This is a genomic window from Mesorhizobium tianshanense, from assembly GCF_007830515.1.
Taxonomy (GTDB): Bacteria; Pseudomonadota; Alphaproteobacteria; order Rhizobiales; family Rhizobiaceae; genus Mesorhizobium; species Mesorhizobium tianshanense.
Genome location: NZ_VLKT01000035.1, coordinates 30715 through 44138, shown reverse-complemented (window position 1 = coordinate 44138; position 13424 = coordinate 30715). Strand labels below are relative to the sequence as shown.

General features: G+C 61.2%; 12 protein-coding genes and 1 pseudogene. 5 read left to right on the top strand and 8 right to left on the bottom strand.

All coding sequences use genetic code 11. From position 1 onward, the window contains the following. Positions 1-2 precede the first annotated feature (2 nt). The 3 genes from trbG to trbI are packed head-to-tail and all read left to right on the top strand — an operon-like array spanning position 3 to position 2638. Positions 3-854 carry a P-type conjugative transfer protein TrbG gene (trbG, locus tag IQ26_RS25050; RefSeq protein ID WP_145720971.1) on the top strand — a complete coding sequence of 284 codons (852 nt, stop codon included), beginning with the start codon at positions 3-5 and terminating at the stop codon, positions 852-854. Further along, positions 854-1309: a conjugal transfer protein TrbH gene (trbH, locus tag IQ26_RS25045; protein WP_407660229.1), complete on the top strand. Its 456-nt coding sequence runs from the start codon at positions 854-856 to the stop codon at positions 1307-1309. Before trbG ends, trbH begins: the two co-directional genes overlap by 1 nt. A gap of 9 nt (positions 1310-1318) precedes the next feature. After that, positions 1319-2638: an IncP-type conjugal transfer protein TrbI gene (trbI, locus tag IQ26_RS25040; RefSeq protein WP_145720969.1), complete on the top strand. Its 1320-nt coding sequence runs from the start codon at positions 1319-1321 to the stop codon at positions 2636-2638. A gap of 121 nt (positions 2639-2759) precedes the next feature. Here trbI and IQ26_RS25035 read toward each other — a convergent pair whose 3' ends face one another. The 3 genes from IQ26_RS25035 to IQ26_RS25020 all read right to left on the bottom strand — a co-directional run bounded on the left by IQ26_RS25035 (position 2760) and on the right by IQ26_RS25020 (position 6036). Further along, entirely contained in the window at positions 2760-2957 is a 198-nt protein-coding gene (locus tag IQ26_RS25035; protein WP_145720968.1) for a hypothetical protein, read from the bottom strand. A gap of 468 nt (positions 2958-3425) precedes the next feature. Then, positions 3426-4433, bottom strand: coding sequence for an RcgR family putative quorum lactone hydrolase (locus tag IQ26_RS25025; RefSeq protein ID WP_145720967.1), 1008 nt, complete (start codon positions 4431-4433; stop codon positions 3426-3428). Continuing rightward, the gene (locus IQ26_RS25020; RefSeq protein WP_145720966.1) at positions 4423-6036 is read right to left on the bottom strand and encodes an RcgA family putative transporter; all 1614 of its coding nucleotides are present in this window, start codon (positions 6034-6036) and stop codon (positions 4423-4425) included. Before IQ26_RS25020 ends, IQ26_RS25025 begins: the two co-directional genes overlap by 11 nt. Positions 6037-6402: 366 nt before the next feature. Here IQ26_RS25020 and traR point away from each other — a divergent pair, with 366 nt between their 5' ends. Further along, a complete protein-coding gene (gene traR, locus IQ26_RS25015; protein ID WP_145720965.1) occupies positions 6403-7107 on the top strand; it encodes an autoinducer-binding transcriptional regulator TraR in 705 nt (234 codons plus the stop codon). Between the two features lie 18 nt (positions 7108-7125). On the opposite strand, the pseudogene IQ26_RS25010 reads toward traR, so the two are convergent. After that, positions 7126-7400, bottom strand: a pseudogene (locus IQ26_RS25010) (transcriptional repressor TraM); the annotation flags it as partial. A 197-nt stretch (positions 7401-7597) separates the two neighbouring features. On the opposite strand from IQ26_RS25010, the gene IQ26_RS39520 reads away from it, so the two are divergent. Beyond that, positions 7598-7741: a hypothetical protein gene (locus IQ26_RS39520; RefSeq protein WP_208760209.1), complete on the top strand. Its 144-nt coding sequence runs from the start codon at positions 7598-7600 to the stop codon at positions 7739-7741. A 38-nt stretch (positions 7742-7779) separates the two neighbouring features. On the opposite strand, the gene IQ26_RS25000 is transcribed toward IQ26_RS39520, so the two are convergent. The 4 genes from IQ26_RS25000 to traA are packed head-to-tail and all read right to left on the bottom strand — an operon-like array spanning position 7780 to position 13409. Continuing rightward, positions 7780-8409, bottom strand: coding sequence for a TraH family protein (locus IQ26_RS25000; RefSeq protein ID WP_145720963.1), 630 nt, complete (start codon positions 8407-8409; stop codon positions 7780-7782). A 17-nt stretch (positions 8410-8426) separates the two neighbouring features. Beyond that, positions 8427-9662, bottom strand: coding sequence for a conjugal transfer protein TraB (locus IQ26_RS24995; protein ID WP_145720962.1), 1236 nt, complete (start codon positions 9660-9662; stop codon positions 8427-8429). Next, positions 9583-10110, bottom strand: a complete 528-nt coding sequence (gene traF, locus IQ26_RS24990) for a conjugative transfer signal peptidase TraF (protein WP_145720961.1) — start codon at positions 10108-10110, stop codon at positions 9583-9585. The genes IQ26_RS24995 and traF overlap by 80 nt, the downstream gene beginning before the upstream one ends. Continuing rightward, positions 10107-13409, bottom strand: a complete 3303-nt coding sequence (traA, locus tag IQ26_RS24985; RefSeq protein WP_145720960.1) for a Ti-type conjugative transfer relaxase TraA — start codon at positions 13407-13409, stop codon at positions 10107-10109. The genes traF and traA overlap by 4 nt, the downstream gene beginning before the upstream one ends. Positions 13410-13424: the final 15 nt, after the last annotated feature.

The following is a 13424-nucleotide window of genomic DNA, read 5'->3' as shown; positions in this document are numbered from 1 at the left end:
ATATGAACTTCAGAACCAAAATAGCCCGGGCCACGCTGAACGCCGTCGTGATCGTATCCACGACGATGGCGTCGCCCTTCCTCCTCTCTTCGGAAGCCCTCGCCGATGGAGTGACTGCCAATGAGGCGAAGGGTATCGGGATTTCCGGCCAGTGGCGTGGATCGCGCGGCCTCGTCACGAAAGGCGCGGACGGAAAGGTCGTCTTTCTCTACGGCGAGATCCAGCCCTCGGTCGTATGCTCGCCGCTTCAGGTGTGCGACATCGAGCTTGAGGCCGGCGAGGCTGTGCGCGATGTTCTCGTCGGCGACACGGTACGCTGGAAAGTCGAGCCCGCGACCTCCGGTGCCGCCGGCGGCCAGGCGATCCACCTGATCGTCAAGCCATCGGAGCCCGGCCTCATCACCTCGATGGTGGTGACGACTTCTCGACGCACCTATCACATTCAGCTTAAGTCGCATCAGACGCAGTACATGGCGCGCATCGGTTTTGAATATCCCGAGGACGTGTCGAGGAAGCTCGCCGACGTCAACGCCCGCATGGAAGCGATCGCGATCCCTGGCGCCGGGATTCCAGCCGAGCAGCTGCAGTTCGGCTATTCGATTTCGGGCAGCACAAGATGGCGGCCCAGCCGCGTCTATAGCGATGGCATCAAGACCTACATCCAGTTTCCACGCTCGATCTCCGGCCAGGACGCGCCGGTCCTGTTCGTCGTCTCCGGCGGCCAGAACCGCATCGTCAATTATCGCATGAAGAACGACATGATGATCGTCGACTATCATGTCGACAAGGCGGTACTCGTCTCCGGCGTCGGCTGGAAACAGGAGAAGGTCACGATCCGGCGGGGAGGGCGATGATGTCGATTTCCCGCTCGTTTCGCTCCCTCGCCATCGTGGCTGCGCTCGCGGTTTTCCTTTCCAGTTGCCAGAGCCTTGGCTCGGACGGCCTCGTCGCCAGCAACGCGCCAGCCGACATCTCCGGCCCGGCCGCAAGTTCGATCGCCGGCGATATGGTGAGCCGCCTTGCCGAGCACGTCGGGCCGGGCACCGGAACCATCGCGTTGAAGCAGGATGGTTCGCCCTTCGGGCAAGCTCTGGAGGTGGCCCTCAAAGGGTGGGGATACGCGGTCGTCACCGACCAGACGACCGACAGCGGCACGACGATCCTCCCGCTTGCCTATGTTGTCGAGCCGTTCGAGGGCCAGATCCTCGCGCGGCTGTCGACGAGCGGTGTCGAGCTCGGTCGTGCCTTTGAGGTAACTACGACGGGCGCTTCGCCGGCGAGCCCGCTCTCCGTGATGCATCGCGGGTAGGAGGGAGCCATGGTGCAATCTCTTAAACTCGGCGGTGCGCCGAGCGCGGAAACAGAGGCTGGCATCCGCCGCATCAATCGACTGCCGATCATCATGGTGATCGTGCTCGTCATCGCCTTCCTCGGCGTGATCTTCTACGGTCTCACGTCGCGCGGCCTGCTCGTCCGCCAGAATTCCGGCCCGGGCGACGGTTCTGGCAATCCGGCGTCGACTTTCGCGGATCAGCTCAAGCGAGGTGTAGGCGACGCCATCATCGGAGAACCACAGCAAACGACGACGCTGCAGCCGACACCTGTTGAGACACAAGGTGAGGAGCGCTCCGTCAACCCGTTCACGCCACAGCCGGGCCGCAGGGAAGAGGCACGGCCGGCACAGGAGCTGGAATCCGAACAGGTCTGGCGCGCCCGCCTGCAGCGAGAGCAGGAAGAACAATATCTCCGGGAGCGGCATCGCCAGAGGATGGCCCGGCTTCAGGCTAATGACGCGGCCTATGACTCGCCGATCGCGGTCGACCGCGGCAAGTTCGACGGGCGGGGAGGGGACACGACCGCTGCGGCCGCCACGACGACGAACGGAATTTCCACCGCGACGACGCCTGGCGCAGCATCCGACCTATATGCGGCAGCTCTGCGCGCTGGTCTCGGCGGCGTAGACCCCGATCCGAACGGCCAGCGCGCCAAGGAGGACTTCTTCAACGCGGATCTCAAGGAACTCGGCTACCTTCCGAACCGTGTTGTCCCGCGGCAATCGCCTTATGAGCTCAAGCGTGGTTCGGTTATTCCCGCGACATTGATCACCGGCATCAACTCCGACCTTCCCGGTCGCATCACTGCCCAGGTGAGCCAGAACGTCTATGATTCAGCAACTGGACATCGCCTTTTGATCCCGCAGGGAACAAAGCTGTTCGGACGCTACGACAGCAAGGTGTCGTTCGGCCAGAGCCGCGTGCTTGTCGTCTGGACGGACATCATCTTCCCGAATGGGTCTACGCTCCAGATCGGCGGTATGGCCGGCACTGATGCTCAAGGTTATAGCGGCTACCGCGACAAGGTCGACCGGAAGTGGCTTCAGACCTTCGGTTCAGCCATCCTCATCGCGCTGATCGGCACGGGCATCGACGTGGCTGTCCCGCAGAGCTCGGCGCTCGCCACGCAGGACACGGCCTCGGATGCCGCAAGACGAAACTTCGCCGAGACATTTGGGCGTGTTGCCGATCGAACCATTCAAAGAAACATGGACGTGCAGCCGACGCTCGAGATCCGCCCTGGCTATAAGTTCAATGTGCTCGTCGATCAGGACGTAGTTTTTCCGGGCATCTACAAAGGTTGACGACGGGATGTGATGGCGGAGCGGCCTCGGTCGATGTCAATCGGCGTGGGGTTTCCGCGCCGATCGGCACGGTAACGCATTGAAATCTCAGTGGCGGGTGGGGTCACGCTGTGGCGCCGGTTCACAGCCTGACGCACCTGCCGCCGGACAGGTCCAGCCGTTCCGCAATGACCAGCAGCTCGCGGGCCGTGCGCAGCAAAGTCTCACGAGCCGCACGCTGATCGGCGAGATGCTTGGGATAGCGCAGCCGCTTCGAGGCCTCGGGCCCGTCATGGTGACGCGCTACGACCTTCGGGTAGTTGAATAAGTCCTCGAACATGCCTCGGATCTCCAGTGAGGTGGGAAATCCGATCACCTATATCCAGTTTGTTATGTGGCGCTCGGCATCCTCACCGGCCTGCCGCCTCTGGCCGGCGGCGGCCGACGCCACATCTCTACCGAAGCCACATTACGCATCCGGCTCCTACCTCGGGGGCAAAGCGTACACGCGGCCAAGGATGAAGGATACGCGGTCGTGGGAGCCAATCATTGGCTAGCCGTATCATTCGCTCCCAGATCAAGCGATCTCTCTCTGGCTCCTCCGCCGAAGCGTCTGGGCCCAGAGCCGGATGGTGTGGTCGCGAAAGGCACCGAGCGACCGGAAGTTGGTCGGTACGGCGTGATACGCATAATAGCCGGTAAGCACCTGCTTTAGCTCTTTAGCCATCGTCCCTGCTCGGGAATGGGCCAATGCATGCGCCAAACTCATGCTCGCCGGGCCGACTTGTCAGCAGACGACAGAAACCGCTCAACGGCCGCGCCTTAGTAACCGCTTCAAGCTCAAACCGGCCAACAAGATGTAAGGCGGCATGGCGAGCGAATAGTGACCACAGTTTAATTCCAAAATATTTGGCCTAGCCCCGGCGTCCTTCAGCCTCTGCATGAACCTCTCCGACAGCTCTGGCAACACCACTTTGTCTCTCTTAGCCAACACAACCTGAAGATCGAGATCAGGCCGTGCCAAACTATGCGCGTAATTCTCCAAGTTAAGTGGACCCCAGGCCCTTCTGAGATCGGTCAGCTCAATCTCAGGCTCAAGGCTATCGCGTATCGATCGTGTCGCCCGGCCCGTCCAAACCATATCCGCTAGACTCCCCGCCGTCAGAAACAACGAGGCTTTTGACACAGCCGAGTCGTGTGCCGCGACTATGGCCGCAACCCAGGAACCTAAGCTCATTCCGAGAACCGAAATCTCTCGATAGCCTTCGCTTTTCAACCAACGTATGAGTTTTCGCCCATCCAACACTGCCTGCCTTACAGATTGGATCGTTCGACCGAGATTAGGGCTAAGCATATAGTCGGCGTGCACGGAGCCGGGACGGCTGCGTTCGAAGTGATAAGGCATAGCAATCTCGACAACCGTGATGCCACGCTGCGAGAAAAAGTTGGCAATCTGACGATTCCGGGCGCTTGCATTCCAATGGCGAAAAATCACCATCGCCTGATCGAACGACCCGCTTTCTGTGATTTTCGCCGAGACGACATTGTTCTGTTCGATATCAGTAGAAATGTCCGATGGAAATTTGAGCCACCCATCTAGCCTTTCAAAACCCTGATCACTCACACTCGGCTCATCGAAAAAGGCTGGATCAGCCACGGCTTGGTCCGCAAGGGCACAGAATTCCTCGATACTTGTTATCTTCTTCGCACCTGGAAAGGCGCGTTCCGCGTCAAGGACGAAATCCGTTGGTTTCTTCCCTTCCTCACCGCGTCGCGCCCGTCGCTCATCCCAACGATCAAGCCAACTATGATACACTCTGATCGTTTCCTAACTCACTTGCTCGCCATCGACCAAACCCTGGATCAAACAGGCTGTATATCGCGAGCAGCACTCCAATGCCCAGAAGGATCGAAAAGCCAGCAAATGCATCGATCAGCAAGTAGCCAGCCACGAGTAACGCTACGATCGCTGACATCCTCCACAAAGGCATATAGAACCGACGTTCGACACCTAAACGGATGGAGCCGTACAGAAATACAACACAGGCCGAAATAGCGATAAGAAGGCTACTGTAATGGGTCGGCCTACGATAGCTGATCCCGGCGCTCACATCATTGCGCCCATAGAGGGCGGAAGACATATCGCCGACCAACCAAGCCACAACATTCTCTCCACGCGATGTCAGGTAAGCACTCTGGACCTTCATGACTATGGCGATCAGAACCCCCAAAACAGTACACCGAAAAATTCCACGCATAACCCTGAGGCTGGCTTCATTGAGCTCGTGTTGATAGTCCATCTCCGGCCTATTACTCGTTGCTTCTCCATTTCTCCAAAGATCATGGATCACCGTATAAAGCAAAATGAGCCCTACGAAGAACAGATAAAAGCACAGGCACATGTATAGGTAAGCGAGCCCCGTGAATACGACCGCTTCCGGCACCGATATGACCTCAGGGCGCACAATCGCTAACGAGCCCCAATCCGTCGCATAGTTGCCACCGCCTTGCATCAACGGGATCAAACACACGCCGATCCACTGAAAAAGACCGGCGAACAGCACACAAATCAAAAAAACCGCCCAATATGAATACGAAGAAGCTTCTACACTGCGCGCCCAGGCATCGTCGCTTTCCATCTTGTCGCCCTGCGCTACAAGCTTTGGGCGGCCTTCGTCTTTCCAAAAGGTCACTAGCTCGGTCACGAAGGCAAAAAACAGTGGCAAAAACACCATGAAGACGAATGTCCAATTCGCTGTCCAAAGAAACCCAACCTGCTTGACGACGCCATCCGCCCGGCCATATGTCACGCTGTGAATCCCCGTAATATACGACAAAAACCCAAGAGCGGTGACACCCGCAAACACCGACGCCGGTAAATTCAGGGGAGATCCGTGACTAAAAAACGCCTCCGATTTCCTCGCCAAACTAAAACGCCGCCTCGGCCCCTTGGCGTCAGTATCCCGTGTCAGCTCTGCCGGGGAGTCTGTCTCGTCATCGAAGGTCGCAGTCAGTGCCGTATCTGGAATCTCCTGTGCAACGCTGCTTCCGGCTCTCTTCCATTCTCGTCTCTTGGCCGATAACCGCGATTGCGCCGCACTAAGCTCCATCTGCCATTCGCTAGTTGCGACCGGATCATCGCATCCAAAAATCCTCGCCAGCCAACGAATGTTGGCAGCGCTAATTCCCTTCTCGTTCTCTTGAAACCAAAGCTGCACCGTTCGCAGATCGACCCCAGCCCGGTTGGAACCAATCTGTGAAATCGCCTCGGCAAGAAGCTCGGGCGTCCATGGGCCTGCAGGAAACCCGTCTTTGCCCAACGGCCGACCCGCACCCGCCGCCGCCAATCTTTTGAATAATTCTTTGAAATCACTCCCGTCTCTCGGCGGAGGGAGAAATAACTTTCCGTTGCTAAACAATGACTTATAGGCTCTGGTTTCGTTCCGTTTCGCTAGGCTTCGTATCCTATCGTGCCTTCGTCCTCAATCAACGTATTTATCAACTCGATTTTGGCCGGCACGGGAGAGGATCGAATGACCGGCGACCCGCTGGAGAGGGCTGAACACGGTTGTTGCGTGGGTCATACGAGCTGAGCATGGCAAATGTCCCTACGCCGGGACGACCCTACGTCGGAACGAAGTGATCCGGTTTGTGACGGCTGGTCCGCTTTGCCGAACCGATCGTAGCGGGCGCACCACATGAGGAGTTGAAGGCCCGTTCTCGCCGCCTTGACTGGCCATCGGGGGATCACACCGAAATCGCCATGCGTTCATGGAGGAAAACGAATGCAGCACTGGCTGGATAAGCTGACTGATCTCACCGCAATTGAAGGCGATCAAAGCAACCTCAAGGATGCTCTGGCGGGCCTGGCTGAACAGATCGGCTTTGCCGGCTATGCCTATCTCAACATTCAGCCCGGCCATATGCTTGTGATTTCGAACTATCATGCAAAATGGCAGTCCGTGTACTTCGAACGAAACTATTCTGCGCTCGATCCGGTCGTAGGACGCGCGAAATCCATGAAGCGGACCTTCACGTGGAGCGGCGAGCAGGAGAGGCCGCGGCTTTCAAAAGCCGAGCGCTCGTTCTATGCGCACGCGGCCGATTTCGGGATTCGCTCCGGTATCACCATCCCCGTCAAGACGGCTAACGGTTCGATGTCGATGTTCACCTTGGCCTCGGAGAAGCTGGCGATCCAGCTCGACCGGGAGATCGACGCCGTTGCCGCCGCGACGGCGGTCGCCCAGCTCCATGCCCGCATCGCCTTCCTGCAGGCGACGCCCAGTGTCGAAGAGGCTGCCTATCTTGACCCCAAGGAAGCGACGTATCTTCGCTGGATCGCCGTCGGCAAAACGATGGAGGAAGTGGCGGATCTGGAGGGCGTCAAATATAACAGCGTGCGCGTCAAGCTTGCCGAGACCAAGAAGCGCTTCAACGTGCACACGACGACCCATCTCGCCGCTCTCACCATCCGTAGAAAGCTCATCTGATCCAAAGCTCAGTTTACCGACGCTGATGAGCGTGTTCACGACGCTCATCTGCACGTGCATCTCGATGCTGGCTTGATTTAACAGAGATGCTGAGCGCCACCGGCCGCTTTTCCAAACTTGTAGTCGTCAGGCAACGCCTGGAACAGTTGGTCGGCCTTTTCCACCAGGCGCCTGTGGGTGCGTACGGCCTCGATTGTGAGGGCTTCCAGATCGGCCAAGGGGAGACCACGCGTGAGCCCGACCACGGGTCGAAGCTCGAATTTTTCCTGCGATGTCTTAATGTCCGATTCCATTCCAGTCCCAGTCTTAGGTTCGTCTGCGGTGCGCCCCCGCTCGACAACGAACCCTTTGAACTCTAGCCGGGGTTAGAACCCGAGAGGAATCGGCCCTTTAGACCCCATGCTCCCTCCGCCCAGGTGCGCGTCACCTGCGCCCGGCCAGAATTCGACGGCAGTACGATATTTACTGCCACGACAACAGGAGGGAAATGATGACAACTACCTACTATATCGGACTGGATGTCCACAAACACACAATTTCCGCCGCGGTAGCTGACGCCGGCCGGGTGCAGGCGCGTTTCTTCGGGCAGATTGCCAACACGCCGGAGGGCGTCACAAAGCTGGCAGCGAACTGAGCAAGGACAATCCATTGTTCGTTTATTTGTGATGGCTCCTACTTTTCACGAGCGCCGATGCCCGACAGGTCGATCCGAATGCCCGCCTTGTTCGGGTCGGTAGAGGCGGCCTCGCGCGCAGGATCGGAATCGCCAGCCGCCGTTTTGTCGCCACGCTGCTCGGCGGTTTCGCCTTCACTCGCGGGCGTCGGCTGGGCCAGCTTCACCTCTGCAGGGTCCGGCGCCCTGAACACTGCCGTGCCTTCGAAGTAGCCCGTCTGCCAAGCGATGATCGCGTCGTCGAACACCTGTGGCAGGACCTCTTTGTCGGTGGGGTTGCCATACCATTTGGTGACGATCCGATAGACCTTGGCGAACAGCGCCGTGCCCGTCCGGAGGTTGGCGCAGGCATCGACGAGGTCGGGCTTCAGCTCGCCCGCCTCAACCACGCCGAGGCCGGCCGGATATTGCGTGATTCCCACGCGCACGATATCGCGACCGACATGCTGTCGGATAAGGTCCATCGCCTCGTCCGGCGTGGTTGGTTTTGGAACCAGCACGACCCGATTGCCCGACCGGACGGTGACGGTCAGTGGATCCTGCGACCCTGCCCGCTCAATGAACGTCTCGACGATCGCCGGCTTCAGAGCCCGGTCGGCGCATTGCTGGATGAGGGCGGCGTCGACCATGCCGGTTTCTCCTGTGCTCATGTGTTGAAGGCCGTCACCAATGGACGGTTGAAGAGCTTCGCCCAGGCGACCGCGCTCGCCTGCTGGATGGCGACGATCGAGGTGCCGGCGGTCCACCAACCGTTGCCGGTCGCCACAATGATGTCCGGGGCGTGCAGCATCGACTGGAGCGCTGGCCAGAGGATGAGCTGCTCGTAGCAGATCAGCGGAGCGATCCCCGTGCCCGCGAGCTCGACGACCGGATTGGCAAGCAAGTGGGCTCGCGCTCCGCCGCCCCGCCCTGTCCACCTTCGCCACGGCTGCCACATGGAAACCGGGACCGGCATGCGTTCGCGATAGAGGATGCGCGTCTCGTCGGCGGTGATCGCCACCATGACGTTGTCGTAGCCGCTGGCGTCGATCACGGCCGCGCCGGCGAGGACGGTGATGTCGGACCCGCGTAAGTCCTCCTGCCAGAGACGCGCAAGGGTCGGCGTCCAGAAGCCCAGCGCGCTCTCGGGAAAAACGATGAATCGGCTTCCCTCGGCTGCCCGAGCGCGAACCGTTGCGATCAGGCCACGATAATGCTCGAGCGAACTCTCACGCCCCAGGCTCTGGCCCAGTTTGAGATCGACGCCCTCCCATCCGTCCGGTAGGGAGGGCGCTGTCCACGTTGCGGCGGACCAGAGCCAAAAGCCTCCCAGGGCAATGACGGCTGCCGGCCAGTATCGCGATGTCATCATCGCGATACTGGCCGCAGTCGCAACCAGGCCGCACCATCCCCATCCTGGAAAGAGCACGCCCGCCGCCGTCATTGGGTGCGCCCATCCGGTGATGCCGAAGGGCGGCAGCCCCATCAGCACCGCCGCCGCCAGATACCGCACAGCCCTTCCATTTCCCGGATGCTTTGTCCAGAGCGCCGCATGCACGGTGACGAAGGAGGTCGAGGCCATCACCCACAGAAGGAGGCCCGGCCAGAGATCAGCTGCATAAAAGGTCGCCACGCCCTGCGGCAGGCCCCGTGAGGCGGCGAGAAAATAGCCTGCCGAGACGGCAACCGCGACCACGCGCGACGGCGACTTCGCCCAGAGCAGCGGGAAGATCATCGCGACCGGGAGGGTCAGCACAGTCCCGCTCCAGCCGACTGTGCCCACCACAATCGACAAGGCGACCAGGACCGGCCCGCGCCAGCGGTTACGGATCGAAAGTGAAGACGGGCCGGGCGAGGCCGAGAAGGCCGCTGTCCGGTACCGGCCCAAAATATCGGGAGTCATAGGAGCTCGCAAAAGATGAGTGGAGAAACAATTGACCCGGCGGCACGCTGCCTCCGGGATACGGGTCGATCGCCCGGCCCTCCCCGTCCGTCTTGCGGACGCGGGACGAGCCAAGCCGCTTGCCGTCGATCTCGACATCTTTGTCGATGTCGACGCGCTGGCCGGGGAGCGCCGCGACAGTCTTGATGAGAGGTGCGAAGCCGCCGGCGCACAACCCGCGCCGGAGATACCCGCGCTGCCGTGCTTTCTCGAACTGCGGCCCGGGCGGAGGGCAGATGAACACTACGTCCCCGACAGTGGCGGCTCGATGACGCGTCTCGATGCGCCAGATCCCGAGCGGCTCGCTTGGCGTGAGGTTCAGCCGAAAGCCGCCGGCAATACCGATCGCCGCCAGAGCACCGATGACGAAAATCGCTCCGAGTAACACCGTGATGCTGCGCCCCGTCATTGCTTCATCACCGGGCTCTGGCGCTGCGAGAGGGCTAAGTCCTCTGCCTGCTTCAGCGTTGCGGCCGTGCGCTCGTGGGCTTCGAGCTGCTGTGCGGTGCGCATCACCGGCCACGCTTCTTTCAGCCATTCCTTTTCCTGGGGCTGAAGCCCTTCGGCGAGCTCGTCGAAAAGCTGGCCTGCGGGATTGCGCGCGGCGTTGGTCAGCAGCGTGCGTTCGCCGAACCGTTCCGCCACCGCCTTGTTGAATCCGTCCACCTCGAGTTTGGTCTCGCGATTGCTGAGCGCGTAGCCCAGTGCTGCGGGAAGATCGTTGCGGTCGATCGCGTCACGCACCCGTTCCAGCATGCCACGCGCGGCAGGCGACAGCGCCGGAATGTCGATTGATACCCGCTGCCGCAGCGTCTTCTCCTCGCCCTCGATCCGCTGCAGGGCGCTCTCACGCATCTGAAGAAAGCGCTCGATGTCGTGCTTCAGCGCCGGCACGTTGACGTCGGCGACGCGGCGGGCTTCGCGGTCGGCTTTGCTGGCGAGAAGACCGGTCTTGCCGTTGAGCGAGCCGATCGATACCGGATTGATAGTGAGTTTCTGAAGCGTCTGCGATGCCGCTTGTCTGTCGGCAAGGACTGCGTCGAAGTTCATCGTCCGGAAGGCAGTCTCGGGATCGGCGAAGACGTAGCGGAATCGCGTCGAGACCTCCTCCCACTGCTTCTTGAGGGCGGGATCGTCTGCGATCCTCTGCTCGACAGCGTCGCTTAAGGGTATCGGGAACAGCTTCACGCCGGCAACCATCGGGCGGGCCTCCTTTCTCGTTCGCAATGTGGGGGTTTGCAGCAGGCCGAGGCGCTCGCCGGCCGTGCGAAGGCGAACCGCCAGACCGGCCAGTCTTTGCCTTTGACGCAGCGTCCAGTCGAGCCTGTCGCGCAACATCGTTCGGGCGACCTGGACGATGTGCAGGCCGCGGTTTTCGGCGAAGGCCAGCGCCTGCCGGTAGAGCGTGCCGTGGTCGTAATCGAGCGTGGTTTCCTTGGCGTTTCGACGTGACAGGATCTTCGTCAGTCCGCCATTGAAGGCGAAGGAACGGCGACCGTAATAGAGCTTCAGATCCTCCCGATGACGGGTCATCGCGACATAGGTCAGATGCCGGTCGAGCGAGAGCGAAGCGAGCACCTTCACCCGATCGACGGTGGCGCCTTGGGCTTTGTGAATCGTGGTGGCATAGCCGTGGTCGAAATTGTTGTAGAAGCGCTGCTCGACCGTCACCTGGCGGCGCTGATCGCCCTCCCCGACCATGACCGTGATACGGTTCGGCGCGGCTTCGACGACGCGCCCGATCATGCCGTTCTTGACGCCGAGCGAGCCCTCGTTTCTCAGGAAGACGACCTGGTCGCCGGCGTCGAAATGGCGGATGCCGTCGACCGTCCTGAAGCCATGACCTTCACCGAGGATACCGCGTTCAACCAGCTTCTCGCGCGCCAGCTCGTTGAGCATGCGCACGTCGCGGCGCAGATGGGCGAGGATCAGCGTGGTCTTCGCCGGATCGTAGTCGCGGTTCCAGTCGGCGATCAGGCTCTCGACAGCCTCAGCCTTCAGTTCCGAACCGAGCACCCTGCCCTCAGAGCGATATGCGGCAAGCGCCTGGTCGACATGGCCGCGCGCCAGATCGAGCGAGGCCTTGCGCATCCAGTCCTCGCGCTGGCGATAGATGGTCTCGAGCTCGGCATAGCCGATGCGGTCAACGATGGCGCGAAAGGCGGCGCCCGCCTCGATCGGCTGGAGTTGCTCGGGATCGCCGACGAGCACGAGCTTGGCGCCAGCGCTGACCACGGCCTCGACGAAGCCGGCCATCTGCTTTGAGGCGACCATGCCTGCTTCGTCCATAACGAACACCGTCTTGGCATCGAGCGTGTTCCGGCCCTGTTTCCAGCGCAGCTCCCACGACGCCAGCGTGCGGCTGGCAATCCCCGCTTCCTTCTCCAGCCCCTCTGCCGCCTTTCCGGCAAGTGCCGCGCCGACGACGCGGTATCCGGCAAGTTCCCATGCTTCGCGGGCCGCCTTCATCATGGTGGTCTTGCCGGCGCCGGCTCGGCCGACGACAGCGGCAATGCGGGCGGAACCCGCCACATGCTCGATGGCGGTTCGCTGCTCGTCGGACAGCCGCGTATGGCGCGCGAACGTCGCCTCCAGCACCCTCTCCGGAACGCCGTGCGTCTCGCGTGCGGAAAGCCAGACCGACCGCCGCGCCATCTCGGCTTCGAGCCGGATCAGCTCCCGCGTCGTGTAGCGCGCCGGCACCCTCTCTCCGGTTGCGAACGCGATCATGTCGCGCTGCAGGCGAAGCACGTCTGGGCTCTGGATGATGCGCGTCAGGAGCTGATGGAAGATACCGGGATCGTCGACATAGCGGTGCAGGACCTTGGCCGCGTCGCGTACATCGAAGACGCTCTTTTCGCGGGTAACGAGATCGAGCACAATCTCCGGACGGGCCTGAATGCGGCGCAGGTTCTCAGCCTTCCGCTCGTCCTGCAGATCGAGCCGCTCAAGCGACGGCTTCCATCCTTCGGCCGTTGCTTTGCGCTGGATCGCCGTGGCGCAAACGCCGACATGGATCGTCGGCACCAGTTCGATGCCTTGCTTCTTATAGGACCGGCCATCGATGCGAAGGTTGACGCCGTTCAGCGCCAGATGATGATTCTGCCGTTCGAACCAGGCATCCCGGAAGGCGTTGAAGTCCTGGGTGTCGCCAGCCCACAGCCCGTAAACGATCTTGCCGGTCTTGTTTCGCAGCGGCTGCCCATCGTCGCCGATGACCGCGACCTTCTTGGCGCCAAAACCGTCTTCGGTGAGCGGCCGCAGCGTCGTCATCAGGTGGATGTGCGGATTGCCCGGGTTGTCGTGATAAACCCAGTCGGCAACCATACCCTTCGACAGGATGTGCCTTTCCACGAAGTCGCGGATGAGCGCGATGTTCTGTTCGACTGAGAGCTCCAGCGGCAGGGCAATGGTGAGGTCCTTTGCGAGCTGCGCGTCGACACGCATCTCGAAGGCCTCCACCTTGTTCCAGAAGGCCTCCGCCGCACCAGTGACGGACCGGTCCGCGATCAGCTTGCGCGCCCATGGCGGCGCATCGGCCGGCAGCAGGAACTCCTCATGGACCAGCCCCTGCTTACGCGAATAGTCGATCGTCCTGGCCTCGCGTTCGTAGTCCATCTTCGCGCAGTGCCGGTAGGCGGCTGACAGCACCGCGCTGCGGCCGTCGCCGCGGCTGACGATGCTGACGGAAAAGTGGGCGATGGCCACGGCGACAAAAGCTCC

What these genes read in the sequence shown, in the direction of transcription:
- IQ26_RS39520 (WP_208760209.1), top strand. Translation starts at nt 7,598, where the DNA reads ATGACAACTACCTACTATATCGGACTGGATGTCCACAAACACACAATT.
- IQ26_RS24995 (WP_145720962.1), bottom strand. Translation starts at nt 9,662, where the DNA reads ATGACTCCCGATATTTTGGGCCGGTACCGGACAGCGGCCTTCTCGGCC.
- IQ26_RS25035 (WP_145720968.1), bottom strand. Translation starts at nt 2,957, where the DNA reads ATGTTCGAGGACTTATTCAACTACCCGAAGGTCGTAGCGCGTCACCAT.
- traR (WP_145720965.1), top strand. Translation starts at nt 6,403, where the DNA reads ATGCAGCACTGGCTGGATAAGCTGACTGATCTCACCGCAATTGAAGGC.
- trbI (WP_145720969.1), top strand. Translation starts at nt 1,319, where the DNA reads ATGGTGCAATCTCTTAAACTCGGCGGTGCGCCGAGCGCGGAAACAGAG.
- trbG (WP_145720971.1), top strand. Translation starts at nt 3, where the DNA reads ATGAACTTCAGAACCAAAATAGCCCGGGCCACGCTGAACGCCGTCGTG.
- IQ26_RS25000 (WP_145720963.1), bottom strand. Translation starts at nt 8,409, where the DNA reads ATGGTCGACGCCGCCCTCATCCAGCAATGCGCCGACCGGGCTCTGAAG.
- trbH (WP_407660229.1), top strand. Translation starts at nt 854, where the DNA reads ATGTCGATTTCCCGCTCGTTTCGCTCCCTCGCCATCGTGGCTGCGCTC.
- traF (WP_145720961.1), bottom strand. Translation starts at nt 10,110, where the DNA reads ATGACGGGGCGCAGCATCACGGTGTTACTCGGAGCGATTTTCGTCATC.